At 40.6% G+C, this 16,370-nt stretch carries 20 protein-coding genes and 1 pseudogene; 11 read left to right on the forward strand and 10 right to left on the reverse strand.

Going from position 1 to position 16,370, the window contains the following annotated elements; translation table 11 throughout:
* Window positions 1–83 precede the first annotated feature (83 nt).
* Together VL20_RS05690 and VL20_RS05695 are read left to right on the forward strand one after the other, a co-directional pair.
* Window positions 84–635, forward strand: coding sequence for a DUF4334 domain-containing protein (locus VL20_RS05690; RefSeq protein ID WP_052275882.1), 552 nt, complete (start codon window positions 84–86; stop codon window positions 633–635).
* A gap of 89 nt (window positions 636–724) precedes the next feature.
* Window positions 725–1,660, forward strand: a complete 936-nt coding sequence (locus VL20_RS05695; RefSeq protein WP_052275883.1) for an RpnC/YadD family protein — start codon at window positions 725–727, stop codon at window positions 1,658–1,660.
* Between the two features lie 170 nt (window positions 1,661–1,830).
* Here the strand turns inward: VL20_RS05695 and VL20_RS27400 are convergent, their stop codons facing one another.
* The gene (locus VL20_RS27400; RefSeq protein WP_349283557.1) at window positions 1,831–2,409 is read right to left on the reverse strand and encodes a Coq4 family protein; all 579 of its coding nucleotides are present in this window, start codon (window positions 2,407–2,409) and stop codon (window positions 1,831–1,833) included.
* Between the two features lie 295 nt (window positions 2,410–2,704).
* Window positions 2,705–4,221: pseudogene (locus tag VL20_RS05705) on the reverse strand (COR domain-containing protein); the annotation flags it as partial.
* Between the two features lie 178 nt (window positions 4,222–4,399).
* On the opposite strand from VL20_RS05705, the gene VL20_RS05710 reads away from it, so the two are divergent.
* Both VL20_RS05710 and VL20_RS05715 read left to right on the forward strand, forming a co-directional pair.
* On the forward strand, window positions 4,400–5,194 hold the full coding sequence (locus tag VL20_RS05710) for a hypothetical protein (RefSeq protein ID WP_052275885.1): 795 nt from the start codon (window positions 4,400–4,402) through the stop codon (window positions 5,192–5,194).
* A 4-nt stretch (window positions 5,195–5,198) separates the two neighbouring features.
* Window positions 5,199–5,618: a DUF488 domain-containing protein gene (locus VL20_RS05715; protein ID WP_052275886.1), complete on the forward strand. Its 420-nt coding sequence runs from the start codon at window positions 5,199–5,201 to the stop codon at window positions 5,616–5,618.
* 395 nt (window positions 5,619–6,013) lie between these two features.
* On the opposite strand, the gene VL20_RS05720 is transcribed toward VL20_RS05715, so the two are convergent.
* The 5 genes from VL20_RS05720 to grxC all read right to left on the reverse strand — a co-directional run bounded on the left by VL20_RS05720 (window position 6,014) and on the right by grxC (window position 7,906).
* Window positions 6,014–6,220: a leucine-rich repeat domain-containing protein gene (locus tag VL20_RS05720; protein ID WP_052275887.1), complete on the reverse strand. Its 207-nt coding sequence runs from the start codon at window positions 6,218–6,220 to the stop codon at window positions 6,014–6,016.
* 220 nt (window positions 6,221–6,440) lie between these two features.
* Window positions 6,441–6,743: a HigA family addiction module antitoxin gene (locus tag VL20_RS05725; protein ID WP_052275888.1), complete on the reverse strand. Its 303-nt coding sequence runs from the start codon at window positions 6,741–6,743 to the stop codon at window positions 6,441–6,443.
* Window positions 6,744–6,755: 12 nt separating this feature from the next.
* Window positions 6,756–7,031 (reverse strand): type II toxin-antitoxin system RelE/ParE family toxin, encoded by a 276-nt coding sequence (locus tag VL20_RS05730; RefSeq protein ID WP_012268033.1) that lies wholly within the window; start codon window positions 7,029–7,031, stop codon window positions 6,756–6,758.
* 84 nt (window positions 7,032–7,115) lie between these two features.
* On the reverse strand, window positions 7,116–7,604 hold the full coding sequence (gene tadA / locus VL20_RS05735; RefSeq protein ID WP_052275889.1) for a tRNA adenosine(34) deaminase TadA: 489 nt from the start codon (window positions 7,602–7,604) through the stop codon (window positions 7,116–7,118).
* Window positions 7,589–7,906, reverse strand: a complete 318-nt coding sequence (gene grxC, locus VL20_RS05740) for a glutaredoxin 3 (RefSeq protein WP_002751734.1) — start codon at window positions 7,904–7,906, stop codon at window positions 7,589–7,591. Before grxC ends, tadA begins: the two co-directional genes overlap by 16 nt.
* A gap of 125 nt (window positions 7,907–8,031) precedes the next feature.
* On the opposite strand from grxC, the gene VL20_RS05745 reads away from it, so the two are divergent.
* From VL20_RS05745 to ccmS, 4 genes are all read left to right on the forward strand, one after another.
* Window positions 8,032–8,592: a 5-formyltetrahydrofolate cyclo-ligase gene (locus VL20_RS05745; protein WP_002740951.1), complete on the forward strand. Its 561-nt coding sequence runs from the start codon at window positions 8,032–8,034 to the stop codon at window positions 8,590–8,592.
* Between the two features lie 244 nt (window positions 8,593–8,836).
* Window positions 8,837–9,154, forward strand: a complete 318-nt coding sequence (locus VL20_RS05750) for a slr1957 family protein (protein ID WP_002733676.1) — start codon at window positions 8,837–8,839, stop codon at window positions 9,152–9,154.
* A gap of 251 nt (window positions 9,155–9,405) precedes the next feature.
* Window positions 9,406–10,419 (forward strand): aldo/keto reductase, encoded by a 1,014-nt coding sequence (locus VL20_RS05755; RefSeq protein WP_052275890.1) that lies wholly within the window; start codon window positions 9,406–9,408, stop codon window positions 10,417–10,419.
* A 342-nt stretch (window positions 10,420–10,761) separates the two neighbouring features.
* Window positions 10,762–11,202 (forward strand): beta-carboxysome assembly chaperone CcmS, encoded by a 441-nt coding sequence (gene ccmS, locus VL20_RS05765; RefSeq protein WP_052275892.1) that lies wholly within the window; start codon window positions 10,762–10,764, stop codon window positions 11,200–11,202.
* Here ccmS and nagA read toward each other — a convergent pair.
* Window positions 11,158–12,309 (reverse strand): N-acetylglucosamine-6-phosphate deacetylase, encoded by a 1,152-nt coding sequence (gene nagA, locus VL20_RS05770; protein ID WP_052275893.1) that lies wholly within the window; start codon window positions 12,307–12,309, stop codon window positions 11,158–11,160. The genes ccmS and nagA overlap by 45 nt on opposite strands.
* A gap of 493 nt (window positions 12,310–12,802) precedes the next feature.
* Here nagA and VL20_RS05775 point away from each other — a divergent pair, with 493 nt between their 5' ends.
* From VL20_RS05775 to VL20_RS05785, 3 genes are all read left to right on the forward strand, one after another.
* Window positions 12,803–13,597, forward strand: coding sequence for a metallophosphoesterase family protein (locus tag VL20_RS05775; protein ID WP_052275894.1), 795 nt, complete (start codon window positions 12,803–12,805; stop codon window positions 13,595–13,597).
* Window positions 13,598–13,675: 78 nt separating this feature from the next.
* The gene (locus tag VL20_RS05780; RefSeq protein WP_002765776.1) at window positions 13,676–14,494 is read left to right on the forward strand and encodes a SirB1 family protein; all 819 of its coding nucleotides are present in this window, start codon (window positions 13,676–13,678) and stop codon (window positions 14,492–14,494) included.
* A 161-nt stretch (window positions 14,495–14,655) separates the two neighbouring features.
* Window positions 14,656–15,120: a VOC family protein gene (locus tag VL20_RS05785; protein ID WP_052275895.1), complete on the forward strand. Its 465-nt coding sequence runs from the start codon at window positions 14,656–14,658 to the stop codon at window positions 15,118–15,120.
* Here VL20_RS05785 and VL20_RS05790 read toward each other — a convergent pair.
* Both VL20_RS05790 and fabZ read right to left on the reverse strand, forming a co-directional pair.
* Window positions 15,117–15,884: a tryptophan-rich sensory protein gene (locus tag VL20_RS05790; RefSeq protein WP_052275896.1), complete on the reverse strand. Its 768-nt coding sequence runs from the start codon at window positions 15,882–15,884 to the stop codon at window positions 15,117–15,119. The two genes, VL20_RS05785 and VL20_RS05790, sit on opposite strands and share 4 nt — an antisense overlap.
* A gap of 3 nt (window positions 15,885–15,887) precedes the next feature.
* Window positions 15,888–16,367, reverse strand: a complete 480-nt coding sequence (fabZ, locus tag VL20_RS05795; protein WP_002734156.1) for a 3-hydroxyacyl-ACP dehydratase FabZ — start codon at window positions 16,365–16,367, stop codon at window positions 15,888–15,890.
* Between the last annotated feature and the right edge of the window lie 3 nt (window positions 16,368–16,370).

Below are 16,370 nucleotides of genomic sequence, written 5' to 3' on the forward strand. Positions count from 1 at the left end.
GGTAATCTTAACCGAGGGGCAATCCCCCACCCTCTGGCTGGGCAGCTATAATATCATTGTCAGGACACAATAAGAGCGAGACAATGGAAACACTAGAATTAGAAAGCTGCCAGTCGATTCTTAAAGCTGGTCAAACAACCACAGAAAGAGCTTTACAATTGTTTGACGCTCTCGAACCCGTGAGTTTAGACTTTATGCTCGGTCTTTGGCAAGGTTCTGGACTTCAGACAAATCACCCCATGGATGGTTTATTAGAAGCATCTAATTGGTATGGTAAAGAATTTGTCGATACTGAGAATGTCCACCCCCTGTTATTTTTAGATGGTCAGGGAAAAATTTTTAAGGTGGCACCTAATCCCACGGCCATGAACTGGATTTTGAAGCTGCCGATACTGAAAAATAATTCTCTGAAACCTTTGCTGATGCTGACCAACTCCTTGCTAAAAACAGAGACAAGTCAGGCTAGACTGCGAATGATGGAATATCGGGACAAAGTTAGCGCCACGATGATTTATGATTATTTGCCGATTAATGACTCTTTTCGGAAAGTAGATGATAATACGGTGCTGGGAATTATGGATTTTAAAAATTTTCCCCAGCCTTTCTTTTTTGTTCTCAAGCGATGTCAAAGATAACTTAATTCTTGAGGTTCGATTTAAACCCTTCATTATTGACGATATAATAAGATTATTGCCGTCCTTTTTCGGCTCGATTATCAATTGCAATGACTCGCCAAATTCACGACCAATTTGCTAAGGAGTATTTAGAGGAATTGTTAGCACCTCTAGGGACGATTAGAAAGAGCAAGAAAGTAAAAAGCGAGGTTCAAGAAATTGATGTCTGGTTTGAACCGGCCAGTTCACCATCAAGGAATAAACTCCCTTTAGGTTTACTCGGAAAAATGGCGGCGACTTCCTGCTTGTTTGAACCTTTCCGCAACTCTCCCTCAGAAATAGAGATTCGCAGTTGTATATCAAAGTTATATGCGGTTCATAATGACCTCTTAAGGAAGGCGAAACGGTCAAACAAAGCTCTAACTGCAGCAGAATTGCCAGTTTTATGGATTCTCACGCCCACCTTTTCAGCTAGAATGATCCAAGGATTCCGGGCTGACAGCGATGAGAGTAATTGGTTGAAAGGGGTTTACTTTTTAGCTGACTTCCTCAAAACAGCCATAGTCGCCATCCATCAATTACCGGTGAATGAAGACACTTTATGGTTGAGGGTTTTAGGAAAAGGAGGAACTCAGAAACGAGCCGTAGAAGAGTTAGTTGAACTTCCCCAACCTAACCCTTTTCGAGAAAATTTACTGGAAATCTTAGCCAACTGGCGCAAGAATTTAGAGTTGAGGGATAATTTAAGTGCAGAGGAACAGGAGGTCATTATGAACTTATCACCAGCTTATCTAAAGCAGCGAAAAGATTGGAAGGAAGAGGGAAAACAAGAAGGGAGACAAGAAGGGAGACAAGAAGGCACCTTAGAAGAACGTTACTCGATGATAGCCAGTCTTCTGGAAGGAAGGTTCGGAACTCTAGATTCGGAATTATCCGCTCTGGTGGAACGGATTGCCCAACTTCCCATCTCGGAACGCACCGAGTTAATTCTTTCTCTGGCGAATTTATCCCGCTCCTCACTATTAGAAAGATTGAGAGACAATTAAATTTTCAGTCCGCTTGAGCCTTAAATCCTGATGGTAGAGAGCCTCCGCAGGGCGACACGGATTCCCACTATAGTAAAAGGTTATCAAAAATTTTTGAGTTTGTCAAGTCTTTTGCGAAAAAAAAGCTGAAAAAATTTCAGCCCGATAATTATCTGTAATTGTCTCTTAGTTTAGTTTTTAGAGGAGACAATCGCCAATTCTTGCCGCCAAACTAGCAGGGATTTCTCCCAAGCTAGTTCCCATTTTTGCGCCAAAAAAGGTCGAGTATTTTTGCCAAAATTATAGGCGATGACAATCTCTTCCCAGAGAGAGGCTAAGGAAAGTGGAGAAGAAAATAAAGCTCCCAATAATCCCCCTAAAAGTAGGACAATAGCTAGAGGGCGACGAGTTTGACTTAATTCAAAAGCTTTCAGTTGCAATTCTCCCGTCACATCGACACCAAAACCCGTTACTATATGCCAGATATCGTGAGTTTGCCCTAAGCGAAGCAGCAGATAATCTGTATCGGAATTGACCTGAATAGACCGATAAAAATTAGGATCAAAATTGAGACTAATTAGGTGAGCAGCATAATGATAACCCAGGGAATCTTCTGGGAGTTTTAGCAGGGTTTCTAAACAGGGACTAGCGGCTAGATATCTTTGGGCAATTATTTGAGCGGTAGCTCGACCGCTTTTAACATATTGCCAAGATAATCGCTGTAACCAACTCTCTTTTAAGCCATCTTCAATATCATATACAGACAGAATGTTACCGGGATTTTGTCAAAGAGAAATTATTCCCTTGGCCACACTGATTAGATTAGTTGTGAATAGCATATAATACTAAATCCGTTGAGTATAGGCTACATATGAGGACAGGCACTCATGCAAGAGGCAAGAGGCAAAAGGGAGAATAAATAATCAGTTTTTAATAACCGGATTTAGTATAAGAGGTTGAGAAAGGGAAAAGGCCAAGAGTTTTCCCAGTTTGATAAAAAGAGAGATAATATTAAATATTTGTAAACTTTTTCGCCTAAGTTACTTTTCTGTGGTATGCAAATCTTTACTGCTCCGATTCGGGGGTTTCTTGGGGGTGTCATCGTTCTTGGTTTTTGGTTCTTGTCCTTTAAAAGTAGGGATAAATCGCCAAAAACCCTCTAAAAACTGATTGAAGGTCGTTTCATTGATTTTACCCGTCCAGAACAATAACACAATCACAATAAGAGCAAAGATAAAAATAATTGTCAAAACGCTGGTAATATGCTTTGAATCTGGCACAAAATGGGCAAACACCGCAACTATACAAGCAACCACAGCGAAAACCAGCAACAAAGCGAGACTAGGTTTCAGGAGATTGGGAGTTTCTGGCGTTTTGGGACTCATAGGGCGATTTTCTCGGCTTTTGCGGCTACGTTCCTCCCTTTCGTCGAGATGTCTTTCTCTTTCTCTCTTAGATTCCACCCCTTCTAAGATATCGCGGATATTGTATTTGCCGCGCAAACCGGGGAGAGTTGCTTCCACGCTGCCTTGGCGATCGAGTTCTATCAGATGGAGATAATCGACGGGAACTTCTACCCCGGTGGGTTTTTCCCCTTGCAATTCTCGAATCACTAACTTTTCCTGTACGGCTAAATTAGGGATAGTAGCGTGAATTTTGTCAAAATCTGTCTTAATAATAGCTAAAAGCGCACTAGCACGGGAACCCTGGGCTTTTATGCTGATATAGTTATCTTCCTCGTCGGCACGCACCAAAGCTTTATTAAGATCCATTGTCAGAACCACACCACTACGCCAACGCATGGTTTTATAGATCATCTGGTGATTACGGACGATAAAGCGGGAAATAATGCTACCGGGCAGGATATCATAACGGTACTGGAAGTGTAAAGGTGCGTTTTCGTAGATATCCACATCCGGTTCATCGATGGGTAGAAGATCGGTGATTAGATAGCGATCGGGACTGTAACCATCAAGGGGAAAACAGAGTTCAAATTTTCCCATCAAATCCATCAAAAATCCGCGTTTATTTTCGGGATAACGTTGGGGTTGTTTGAGAATATCTTGCAGATCTGGCAGTGAAAGAATGCCCTTTTTTTGCACCATCAAATCGTGATTATTGAGAATATCATAAACACCGTCAGTTACCCATTCCGGGTTCAGGACATTGGTTTCATTCAGTCGCGGATCATCTTGGTAGTTGAGGACAATACCGAGATCGTGGAGAAACTGCACTAAACTTTTTTGATCGCTGGCCTCTCTAATCTCGGCTGTCTGACACATTTCCTGATACTTTTCGTAGGAAATAAAGTCATAACTCTTTTGCATTGCTTCTAGTTGAGTTTTGATCTCAAACCAACTATTAGGCAATAAATCTTTGATATGGGGAATAGCATCGATTTGGGAGGCGATTTCCTGCACAAGTTGCTCGATTCCCGCACCGGTTTTACAGGAAGTGGCGATTAGCTTGGTGATTTGGGGATATTTTTTCTGGAGGGTGCGGATCTTAACTTGCGGGGGATTTTCATCGGCACAATTACCCACGATAATCACGGGAGAATTGCCTCCGTAGGTTTCAATCAAAAATACTCCGAAAATTGTATTGACAAGTATAAAGGTTTTTTGTTAATATTCATTCAAACTTTGATCACAAAATTTCTATTTTCGATTTTTTCAGGATAAAATATATTTTCAAAACAAGGGTTTTTAAAGAAAATACAAGCTTTCGGCTTGTCAAAGGTCATAATTCAGGCTAAATATTATGGAAACTAGAAAAATTTTAATTGCCACTAAAACTTATCCATCTATTAGCACTAAATATCAAGAGACAGTCTGTACGGCAGGAATATTGTTAAGTGAAGAGGAAAATCCGCTACAGTGGATTAGAATTTATCCCATCAGATATCGTTATTTAGATTTTGATAAACGTTACCATCGATGGGCAATTGTTAGTGCTAAAATTAAAAGAAATGATCAAGATTACCGTCCAGAAAGCTTTAAAATTGATGACAATTTCTTGGCAATTATTAGAAAAATAGATACAACTAATAATTGGCAAGAAAGAAAATCTATAGTTCTATCTTTACAATTTAGGTCTATCGCCGATATTCAAGCACAGGGAAAATCTCTAGGGATTATTAAACCCAAGTCAATTGAAAGATTTTTTTCTAAGAAAACTTCTAGAGAATGGAATCAAAAACAACAGACTGTCCTCAATCAACTAGATTTGTTTGAGCCTAATATAGACTTAGAAAAAATTCCTTATAAATTTTTTTATCAATTCACGGATGAAGATAATGTACCGCATAAATACTCAATTAGTGATTGGGAAATTATGGAACTTTATCGCAAGTGCCGTGATCGATCTCAATTGTCAGGACTAGAAGCTGAACAGTATGCCTTAGAAAAAGTTAGACAAAAACTAGAAGATGATTTTCTTGAAAGTAAAGATTTATATTTTATTGTGGGAAATCTCAAAAATCATGCTAAGTCTTTTATGATTATTGGTTTGTTTTATCCTCCCCTAGTAAAGTTCAATCAAATGGAGTTATTTTAGAATCATGAAAAATCCACCTACAAAGCAATCATTGATTTTAACCTTTGGCTACGGCAATCGTTCAAGCTATGATAGTCTTTTAGCATATATTAACGAATTTGAGGTTGATTTTCTGATCGATGTTCGCGAAAAACCCCGCGCATGGAGTCGCAAATGGTATGGTGATCAACTTGAAAAATTGTGTCATCAACAAGGAATAGAGTATTTGTCAGAAAAAACTTTAGGAAATATTTCAGGGACAAGTCATTGGGTTTCCCCTGAACCGGAAAAAGTTGATCAAGTTTTACAAGATATTGCTAAAAAAGCTCAGTCAAAAACAGTTTTGCTATTATGTGCAGAAATGGATTATCATCGTTGTCATCGGGTTGAAGTGGCTGAGAAGTTAAAAAAATTAACTCACCAACCAATTAAGCATTTAGAATAACATAATTCTACACTTGCTGTGGACGAAATGCGCGTTCATCCCATTCTTCTTGATAAATAGAGTCAGATGTTTGATTCATTTTGAGTGCAATATCACTTAAGAGTTTGTGGCGTTTGAACATTCTTCTAATTTCACCATCGACTGGATTTAACAAATAAGGAATTTCATGTCCTTATTTGACAAAAAGAGAGACAATATTAAATATTTGTAAAGTTTTTTGCCTAAGTTACTTTTCTGTGGTAAGCAAATCTTTACTGCTCCGATGGGGGGTTTCTTGGGGGGTGTCATCGTTGTTGGTTTCTGGTTCTTGTCCTTTAAAAATCGTGATAGATCGCCAAAAACCCTCTAAAAACTGATTGAAGGTCGTTTCATTGATTTTACCCGTCCAGAGCAAACTAAAAGAGGACCAGCAGGGAGGTAAGTCGAGCGAGCGCTTCTGGAATCTCCCTGATTTGGTTACTAATGAGGTCGAGGGATTGCAGGGAGGTGAGTTGAGGGATTTCGGGGGGAATTTCTGTTAAGTTTCTGTCGGACAGATCTAACTTCCCCGCTCTTTCGTCCTTTGCCTGTTGAATTAACTCTAATACTTCCCGTGCTGTCATTGACCATCCCCCCGCTACTATATTTACTCCATTTTGGCAAAAGATCTGGTTAATGCCACTGGTGGTGATCAGCTAGTCCACTGTTAATAGTATGATTAACTCCCACACGCGGTTATTCATACATTTGTATCAGTTTAAGGATGACTGATAATTGCTGATTGTCGCTATTTCTGCAAATGTGAGATGCCGCCAAATGAATAATTATAGAATTCAAGAGAATTTATCCTGAAGACAGGGATTGATAAGGAATAATTTCTTCGAGGGTATTTCCTAACTTTTCCCTCGCTAGATCTAACTCATAGGCTTTTTGTAAATTCATCCAAATTTCTGCCCCGGTATTAAAAAAACGCCCTAATTTTAAAGCAATATCTCCCGTGATATTTCCTTGTCCCTTGAGAATTTGCTCAAGTTCATTCTCAGAGATATTAACTCTTGTGGCAAGCTGAGAAACATTAAGATTAATTTCCTCTAATTCATCAGCCAAAATTTCACCAGGGTGGATAGGACTTTTCCAATTATTCATCGTGAATTCTCCTTAATGATAATCAACAATTTCAACATTAGTAGCTGCATCATCCCATGAGAAACAAATACGATACTGGTCATTGATGCGAATACTATATTGACCGATTCTATCCCCTTTTAAACGTTCTAAGCGGTTACTCGGCAATCCTGCCAATGCTTCTAGTGTATTAGCACTTTCTAAAATACGCAATCTTTTGATCGCTAATCGTTCAATCCCAGAAAACTTTTTAACAAACTGCTTATTATAAAGCTTTTCTGTATCTTTACATCGAAAGCTTTTAATCATGGGTTATTTTTGTCATGTCTAAGGCAATAATTTGATAAATTTAGCTAAATTTATCAACCGTCCCGATAATTACTCAAATTTTTCTCATCTTTTTTTCTCAAACCATGTTTGTAATAATTCCCCGGATTCCTTGGCTAAAATTCCCGCGATTACCGGTAAACGATGGTTAGAAAAAGGACTATCTATAAAATTAGCCACAGTGCGGATAACTCCTGTTTTGGGATCGTCAGCACCGTACACTAATAATCCTAATCTAGCCTGAATGATTGCCCCGGCACACATGGGACAGGGTTCGAGGGTGACGTAGAGGGTACAATCATTTAAGTGCCAATTGCCTAAAACTTGACTAGCGGCACGAATCGCCAGAATTTCGGCGTGAGCGGTGGGATCATAGTGTTTTTCCTTGCAATTAGCCCCTTGAGCGATTAAATGTCCCTCTTTATCCACGATAACTGCTCCCACAGGTACATCACCCCGATCCCCCGCAGTTGCCGCTAAATTTAAAGCTAACTGCATCCATTGCCGATGTTTCTCATAGGCTTTTTCGTCAATAGACTTTAGATAGTCCCACATTTAGCCAGTAAATTATCTAATTTTTTCTGACCATCCAAAGCATACAAATCATCACAACCACCGATATGTTCATTATTAATAAAAATCTGTGGTACACTGCGTTTACCGTTAGACCGTTCCGCCATGGCTTGACGAGCGCTTTCATCCCCATCAATCTTGTATTCGGTGTATTTTACCCCTTTCCAACCCAGCAGCCATTTAGCACGAATACAGTAGGGACAAGTTGCCCAAGTGTAAATTTCCACATTGGCCTTGATATTCTCGTTATAACGCCCAAAAAGCGAGTTAAATAGATTTAGCATCGTTCTTACTAAGTAGTTAGGTGTTAAAAACTGTCAGATGCCCCCCTTATTAAGGGGGGATTAAGGGGGATCCATCTTCAATTTAATTATAACCAGCTACTTACTCTCCTATTTATCTTTATTTTATGAATTCTGCTACCAAAAAAGCCCAATTACGCAAACAACTAATTGCCCAAAGACGATCGCTTACTAAGCATATTTGGCAAGAAAATAGTCAGCAACTTTGCAAAAATTTACAATCTTTACCCCTCTTTCAACACGCTAAAACCATTCTCGCTTACTTCAGTTATCGTCAAGAGCCGGATTTAAGTTCCTTATTTTGTCAACACCATCGCTGGGGTTTTCCCCGTTGTGACGGAGATAGCCTGACTTGGCACTGTTGGACTGCCGACGATCCCCTAGAATTAAATCGTTATGGCATCTATGAACCAACAGCGATCGCTCCTCTCATTTTACCTGCCGAAGTGGACTTACTGTTAATTCCCGCCGTCGCTTGCGATCGCCAAGGTTATCGCTTAGGTTACGGGGGAGGTTATTTTGATCGTCTCCTACATTCCCCCGAATGGCAAGCTATCCCCTCGATCGGGATTGTCTTTGACTTTGCCTATCTCGATACCCTTCCCCTCGATACTTGGGACCAAAAATTACAGGCAATCTGTACCGAATCAAGAACCGAAATTTTTTAACAATTATTTCCTTTTGTGTGATCGGTTTAACTTATATAGGAGCGATCGATCTTTGTGTCCTTTGTGTCTTTGTGGTTCGTTCTGGTCGTTCGCTGGCACTGTATCTTAGAATACATTTTACCCACCGACTACTCATATATTAAGTTTTATTGAATCCGATCGACCCTTAAGATAGCTTTGCTAGGATGAAGTTCGCATCAAGAGATGTTTAAAGTAATCACCAGAAAAAGTCAACAGGGAAGCAATGAAACACTTTCACGAACCATGGATTCAAGAATGGTGTCAAGAAAACGGCTGGACAGAGCTATTTCTCGAACGCTACAGTAATTATTGGGCATTCCCTCCCAATGCCGTCATGCCAGAACCAATTCCCACCAAAGTGTTACAAAATATTAAGCGTCAAAAAGGTCTATCCCCTGCCGAAAAACTTTGGTTAGGAATGGCGATTGGATTGACTGTGACAGCTTTAATTCTCTGTGTCATCCTCGCTTGTCCTATGCCTATAGTTCTCGCTTTCGCTTTTGATGCTGTCACCGCAGCGCGATTGGAAGTGGAATATTAACCGGGCAAAAATTGAGCAGCAAAAACCTAAACAGGGGGAGATTTTTCCGAAAGTCTTCCCCTTGACTGCGTTTTTCCAGACAGGGACGATCGATCTGTCTTGAATCAGTAATCGGTGATTAGTGGTCAGTAGGAGAATAGAATATTAAGTGAGCAGTATTCAATGGCAGTTTTCTGCTGTCTTTTCACTGATTACTGTTTACTGTTTACTGGACGGCTACGCCGTGCCTTTGGCAACACTGAAAAGTCCCCATGTCCGAATCTCGTCGCTTACAGTTTACCCCCGATCTGGAAATTTGCCGTATTTTGAACGGAATGTGGCAGGTTTCAGGCGCCCATGGTTCGATCGCACCCCAAAAAGCGATCCCTAGTATGTTCTCCTATCTAGATGCCGGTTTCACCACTTGGGATCTGGCCGATCATTACGGTCCAGCCGAAGATTTTATCGGTGAATTTCGTCGTCAATTAGTCGCCCAAAGGGGCATTGATGCTTTAAATAATCTGCAAGCTTTCACTAAATGGGTTCCCCGTCCGGGTAAAATGACTAAGGAAATAGTCGCAAAAAATATCGCTATTTCCTTGCGTCGCATGGATGTGGATAGTCTCGATTTATTGCAGTTTCACTGGTGGGATTATCGCGATAAAAATTATCTAGATGCCTTATATTTTTTAGGAGAATTACAACAGGAAGGCAAAATTAAACACCTGGCCTTGACTAATTTCGACACGGAACATTTAAAAATTATTCTCAGCACCGGGATTAAAATAGTCTCCAATCAAGTCCAGTTTTCCCTAATTGATCGCCGTCCCCTCGTCAAAATGGCACAATTTTGCCAAGAACATAACATCTATCTCCTAGCCTATGGTACTCTAGCAGGAGGCTTATTAGGAGCTAAATATCTCGGTCATCCTGAACCCAATCCCATGAGTCTCAATACCGCTAGTTTACGGAAATATAAAAACATGATCGATGCTTGGGGAAACTGGCAATTATTCCAAGAATTATTAACTGTTCTTAAAGCGATCGCTGATTCCTATCACGTCACCATTCCTAATGTGGCAGTGCGTTACGTTCTCGAACAAAAAGCCGTAGCTGGAGCAATTATCGGGGTGCGTTTGGGAGTTGCTGAACATATCCAGGAAAATGCCCGTATTTTCGATTTTCAATTATCTCCCCAAGACTATCAAAAAATTGATCATGTCTTGCAAAAATCCCGGGATTTATTGCAGTTAATCGGTGATTGCGGTGATGAGTACCGTCGATAAGTAGGTAGGTGTTAAAAATTGTCAGCTTTCCCCCCTTATTAAGGGGGATCCCCCCGCCTATCGGCACCCCCCTTATCAAGGGGGATCCCCCCGCCTATCGGCACCCCCCTTATCAAGGGGGATCCCCCCGCCTATCGGCACTCCCCTTATCAAGGGGGATCCCCCCGCCTATCGGCACCCCCCTTATCAAGGGGGGCAGGGGGGATCGGCACCCTCCTTGTTAAGGACTGATAACGGATAACGGATAACGGATAACGGATAACTGATGACTGATCACTGATCACTGATGACTGATCACTGACAACTGATAACTGATAACTGATAACTGAAAAGAGGCTAATGATGAGATTTGAACAACCAATCCCCGATGATCCCGCTAATCAATGGCGCTATCAATTAGATCAATTCGTGCAAGAAAATCAACAGGAATTAGCCGGTTTAATGTGGGGTTTACTCTCGGAATGGGGAGAAGATGCTCAAGAAACCCTGGGCATTGATCTTAAACCTCAGCCTCATTTTGTCTGTTGTTCTAGGGAGTCCCTAGAGAAATTAAATCGCCAGGTTAATTGTAAAATTCAAGAGATGCTTGGGATTATTTATCGCTATAATCCCAGGGAAGAAGTGGCTATAGTCGCTATCGGTGATGGTCAGGTAAAATTGATTTATTTTCAACCCGATCTTTCCCCTCCTGAATGTTTTGATCGCCTCGAAGTGGATCTTGATACCCTCATTCAACAGTTAGAGTCCAAAATGCTGACGGAAATCCAATCTTTCCCAATTTGATGCCGATTGCCAGCGCAAAAAGTTGGCAGGTTGTCCCACTGATAAACCCGCTAATCCGATCGCTTTTCTGGGGGATTCTGTGCCTAGAATAATCGCCGTTTCTAAATCACATATTCCCCAGTTAACTAAATTGGCTACTCCTTGTAATAAGGGTAAGGTTGTTCCCGCTAAAGTACCGTCAAAAAGTCTTGCTGTTCCCTGTTTAACTTCAATTTCTCTCTCGTCCCAAGGATAGACACCATCCCCCAAACCAATCGGCGCTAAAGCATCACTAACTAAGAAAATTCCTCGATGATAATTACTGGCTTTTAGTAATAATTCTATCATGGTTGGATGGATGTGTTGACCATCGGCAATTAACCCACAATAGACATCGCAATTGATAATTGCTTCCCCTAATAACCCCGGTTGACGATGGTGTAAAGGAGGCATGGCATTGAAGGCATGAGTAACCATTTTTGCCCCCTGTAAAAAGGCTTTTTTGGCTATTTCTTGACTCGCTTGCGAATGTCCTAAACTGACGGTAATCCCTCGATCGCTTAGGTATTTAATTACAGTACCGCTACTATCTAATTCGGGGGCTAGGGTGATAATTTTTACGATCGATAAGTAGTCCCCAAAGATTTTATCTACTGTTTCTATACTTGGGGTTAAAAGATATTGTCCCAGATGCGCCCCCCTTTTTTCATAGTTTAAAAATGGTCCCTCTAAATGTACTCCTAAAACCTGCGCGCTCGCTCGATTTTCCTGTTTCTGTTTCTCGATATATTTGGCAATTACTGAGAGGGATTTTTGAAATTTCTCCACAGACGTGGTTACTAAGGTGGGCAGATAACCATCAATTCCTTGATTCCCAAGATAATCACTAATCTTATCTAATTTTTCTAGATCTGTTATTTCTAAGTCGGGAAATGCTAATCCTAATCCTCCGTTGATCTGTAAATCTACTCCTCCTAACGATAGCCAATCCCCTTCCATATCGATAATCTTTTCCCCTTTTTTCCTTCCCCCCATCTCCGTGATTCTCTCGATCTTTCCCGCAGCATTTATCTCTATTTGTTGTCGATCCTGATAGGCGGGAATTCTAGCGTTAATTAGGGTTATCATAGCAGCAGAAAACTAATTTTTTTTTTATTATAATCTCAAAAAAAACTTTTTTTTTGATCATGCTTGACAAGGGAGCATTTTTGTGAGATACTTTTTTATATAATGGTAATCTGTGCGTTAGTTGATAGTTGCTGACATCCAATTATATAAAAACTGATCATAAAAAAATAATACCATAACCTGTCCGCTCCCTGCCCAGAGATTGCAAAAATACTTTACAAAACAATTAAGTAGGGAGGCACAATTATTTGTAGGATGGGTTAGCGGTAGCGTAACCCATGCGGTAGTTGGGTTTCATGCTTCAACCCAACCTAAGTTCATCTTATATTTAATTCCACCCACCTACTTACAGCCTTTCTCCCGCAGTTCCGGCGTTCCCCAAAACCAGTGACTGTCAGAGGGAAAGCTTTGTCCTATAATAAAATTAAGACCTTATAAAAACTGCTTTTTTAGCGATAAAAGAGTAGCAATCTCAGCAATTAGAGAGGGGTGTGTGTTTTTTAAAAAAATAGAGAAACAGACTCAAGAACCGCGTCGTATTATTATCGGAGATGTGCATGGCAGTTTTCAGACACTTTTGCGACTATTAAACCGAGTTGCTCCCGATAGTGAGGATGAGGTTTATTTTCTGGGGGATTTAATCGATCGAGGACAGCAGAGCTTGGAAGTGGTGGATTTTGTCATCAAAAATAACTACCAATGTCTCCTAGGAAATCATGAATATATGCTCTTAAAAGCTCTGACGGGAAAAGAAGTTTCTGAAAAATGGTTCAACGGCTGGATTGAGAGTGGCGGGGCGGCGACACTACTAAGTTATAATAACAATATACCCGCCGAACATATCAATTGGTTCCAATCCCTACCCGCTTATTTAGACCTAGGAGATATTTGGTTAGTTCACGCAGGAGTACACCCAGAATATCCCCTTGAACAGCAAACAAACGAGCAGTTTTGTTGGATTAGAAATGAATTTCATACCATGACCCAACCCTATTTCAAGGATAAACTAATTATCACAGGTCATACTTTAACCTTTACCTTTCCCGATGTCAAACCGGGGCAACTAGCTCGCGGCAGCGGTTGGCTAGACATTGAAACTGGGGTTTATCATCCTCAAAGTGGTTGGTTAACTGCTTTAGATTGGACAAATCAATTAGTTTATCAAGTGCAGGCTCAAAATAAAAATTGTCGCACGATCCCTTTAGAAAAAGCGGTGGTTAATCTAGATATTGACCAGATTTCTCGTTACTCCTCCAGGGAAAGCTCGTCTAAACCGATGAATCTTTAATGGTGATCAGAAAAGAGAGGCCATAAAACCGGAAGGATCGGTTAAAATAGTTGATAATCTGATTAATACCCTTTTCTAATGACCCTTGAACTCTTATACCAAGCTTTCATCGAAACAATTCAACATCCTGACCCTGAGATAAATCTAGCTCGGGCAGCCCTACAAATAGCCAATTTTGAATATCCCCGTCTCAAAATTGATCACTATTTAAATAGAATAAATTTAATGGCTGACGAGGTAAAAAAACGCCTACCCGATAGATTATATCCTTTAAAAATAGTCAAGGTTATCAATCAATATTTGTTTGAAGATTTACAATTTACTGGTAATAACCAAGAATACTATGACCCCCGCAATAGCTACTTAAATGACGTAATTGATCGCCGCACGGGTATCCCACTCACTCTCTCGATTATCTATTTAGAGATTGCCAAACAGATCGATTTTCCCATGGTAGGAATTGGTATGCCCGGCCATTTTATTATCCGTCCCGATTTCGAGGAAGTGGAAATTTTTGTCGATCCCTTTCACGGTGGTGAAATCCTATTTAAACAGGACTGTCAAGAAAGATTAAGTCAAGTTTATCAACAGCCAGTTAAATTAGAAGAACATTTTCTCAATATTGCTACCAATCAGCAAATTTTATTACGTTTGTTGACTAATTTAAAATATATTTACCTGAATCGTCAACAATGGTCTCAGACAATTCGGACAATAGATCTACTACTTTTGCTCATTCCTAATCATCCCCTAGAGCTGCGCGATCGAGGTTTAGTTTACTATCAAATTGGACAACTCAGCCAAGCGCAACAGGATTTAGGCTTCTATCTTGCCCTCCTACCCAACGCTCAAGATGCAGAATCCATTCGACAATTATTGCAAAAAATTAACTCTTAAGTCGCCAGCCTGATCAGTTATCAGTTATCAGTTATCAGTTATCAGTTAGCGGTATTAAATGAGGAGTATTAAATGACATTAATAGTGCTGTCTTTTCACTGATTACTGATTACTGTTCACTGAAAAATCCCCCAATCCTTTACTGATAAATGATAACTAAAATGACTATTAGCCCTTCCGTAACCACGAAAAAACTCAAAATCGGTCAACTGCGAAAAGTCCATCATATCGCTTTCAACGTCAAAGATATGGAGGCTTCTCGTCATTTTTATGGGGAAATATTAGGATTAGAGGAATTAGTGGGCGAAAAAATTCCCAGTACCTTAAAAGAATTAGTTGCCCAAGGAAAAGTGGCCAATTTTATCACCCCCGATGGTAAAGTAATTGACCTATTTTGGGAACCAGATTTAAACCCTCCCGACGACAATCCCGAAATCGCTTTTACCCGTGCCAATCATTTAGCCTTCGATATTGCCCCGGAATGCTTCGATTTTGCCCTAGAAGTGCTACAAAGTCAGGGAATTACTATTGCTAGTGGACCCGTGACCCGGCCGACTGGGAGAGGGGTTTACTTCTACGATCCCGATGGCTTTATCGTCGAAATTCGCTGTGATCCCGCATCTTAACGACTCAGAGGACGAAAATTGCCACGAAAAACTAGAAAAGTTAGGGTAATCGCTAATATAATCGCTGTTATCGCAATTAGAGGCAGAGAAATCTGTTTAACAGCGATCGCCAAAAAAGCCCAGATAAACACCCCGATAAAAGCCCGATCTTTTCTTTTTAAACCGACTAAAATCGCGATTATCGCCCCGATAACTAGGATTATTACCGTCCAGATTTGGTCAGTTAGACCCCATCGCTGCCAGTCGATCCAATCTAGCACCGAAGCGACGTTGACAATTGTGGCTACGCTAATCCAAGCGAAATAAATACTAATAGGAGCATTAACTAATAAACCCTGTTTACGATTGACAATCAAGCGATTAATTTCTAAGCGAAGATAAAGCTGGATGAGAGAAAATAAAATGCCTAGCATTGCCAGTAAAGACAGGGTAAAAAAACGCAATTGAAAGAAAATTACCCAGAGAATCTGACAAGCACTAGCGATGGCTAATTCGTAGCCTAACCGACGCAAACGCGGTTCAGTTTTATTAAAAGCCAAAGCTTGGTAAATTCCCAGACTAATTAAACCCAGATAAATTAATCCCCAGATCGCAAAAGCATAATTAGCGGGAATAATTAAGACATCTTGAAAAACTGTATTCGAGATAGCCCCGATATTTTCGCCCTTAAGAGGGAAAATATTAGCGAAAATATTGGTGATAAAAGCCCCTAGAATAGCAAATAAATTTAGTTCTTGTCGGAGACGATCTCGATCAAAATTCATAGGTCAATCAAAGACGGAAAACATCATTTCGCCCTGGGCGGCCAATTGCCCATCGACTCTTGCTTCCCCTTGCATTTTAGCAATTTTATTCATCTTGAAGGATAATAATTCCACCGTCATGATTAATTGATCCCCCGGCACCACAGGACGACGAAAACGGGTTTTATCAATGCCAGCGAAGGCAAAAAATTTCCCTTTCATCCCGGGTAATTGGGTCAAAATCACCCCCCCCACTTGGGCCATAGATTCAACAATTAACACCCCCGGCATCAAGGGACGACTGGGAATATGACCGGGAAAAAAAGGCTCGTTGATCGTGACATTTTTTAGGCCAACGGCTTTTTTACCTGGTACATAGTCAATAATCCGATCAACTAGGGCAAAGGGATAACGATGGGGCAGTAGTTGGCGAATTTCCTCGACGGTAAAGGTAGTTTTTATGACTGGTTCCAACTCGGTTAAGGCTTCGGTAACGATGGTCATGCA

This window comes from Microcystis panniformis FACHB-1757, from assembly GCF_001264245.1.
GTDB lineage: Bacteria > Cyanobacteriota > Cyanobacteriia > Cyanobacteriales > Microcystaceae > Microcystis > Microcystis panniformis.

Coding starts and splice junctions, on each gene's coding strand:
- VL20_RS05690 (WP_052275882.1), top strand. CDS start 84: ATGGAAACACTAGAATTAGAAAGCTGCCAGTCGATTCTTAAAGCTGGT.
- VL20_RS05695 (WP_052275883.1), top strand. CDS start 725: ATGACTCGCCAAATTCACGACCAATTTGCTAAGGAGTATTTAGAGGAA.
- VL20_RS05710 (WP_052275885.1), top strand. CDS start 4,400: ATGGAAACTAGAAAAATTTTAATTGCCACTAAAACTTATCCATCTATT.
- VL20_RS05715 (WP_052275886.1), top strand. CDS start 5,199: ATGAAAAATCCACCTACAAAGCAATCATTGATTTTAACCTTTGGCTAC.
- VL20_RS05720 (WP_052275887.1), bottom strand. CDS start 6,220: ATGACAGCACGGGAAGTATTAGAGTTAATTCAACAGGCAAAGGACGAA.
- VL20_RS05725 (WP_052275888.1), bottom strand. CDS start 6,743: ATGAATAATTGGAAAAGTCCTATCCACCCTGGTGAAATTTTGGCTGAT.
- VL20_RS05730 (WP_012268033.1), bottom strand. CDS start 7,031: ATGATTAAAAGCTTTCGATGTAAAGATACAGAAAAGCTTTATAATAAG.
- tadA (WP_052275889.1), bottom strand. CDS start 7,604: ATGTGGGACTATCTAAAGTCTATTGACGAAAAAGCCTATGAGAAACAT.
- grxC (WP_002751734.1), bottom strand. CDS start 7,906: ATGCTAAATCTATTTAACTCGCTTTTTGGGCGTTATAACGAGAATATC.
- VL20_RS05745 (WP_002740951.1), top strand. CDS start 8,032: ATGAATTCTGCTACCAAAAAAGCCCAATTACGCAAACAACTAATTGCC.
- VL20_RS05750 (WP_002733676.1), top strand. CDS start 8,837: ATGAAACACTTTCACGAACCATGGATTCAAGAATGGTGTCAAGAAAAC.
- VL20_RS05755 (WP_052275890.1), top strand. CDS start 9,406: ATGTCCGAATCTCGTCGCTTACAGTTTACCCCCGATCTGGAAATTTGC.
- ccmS (WP_052275892.1), top strand. CDS start 10,762: ATGAGATTTGAACAACCAATCCCCGATGATCCCGCTAATCAATGGCGC.
- nagA (WP_052275893.1), bottom strand. CDS start 12,309: ATGATAACCCTAATTAACGCTAGAATTCCCGCCTATCAGGATCGACAA.
- VL20_RS05780 (WP_002765776.1), top strand. CDS start 13,676: ATGACCCTTGAACTCTTATACCAAGCTTTCATCGAAACAATTCAACAT.
- VL20_RS05785 (WP_052275895.1), top strand. CDS start 14,656: ATGACTATTAGCCCTTCCGTAACCACGAAAAAACTCAAAATCGGTCAA.
- VL20_RS05790 (WP_052275896.1), bottom strand. CDS start 15,884: ATGAATTTTGATCGAGATCGTCTCCGACAAGAACTAAATTTATTTGCT.
- fabZ (WP_002734156.1), bottom strand. CDS start 16,367: ATGACCATCGTTACCGAAGCCTTAACCGAGTTGGAACCAGTCATAAAA.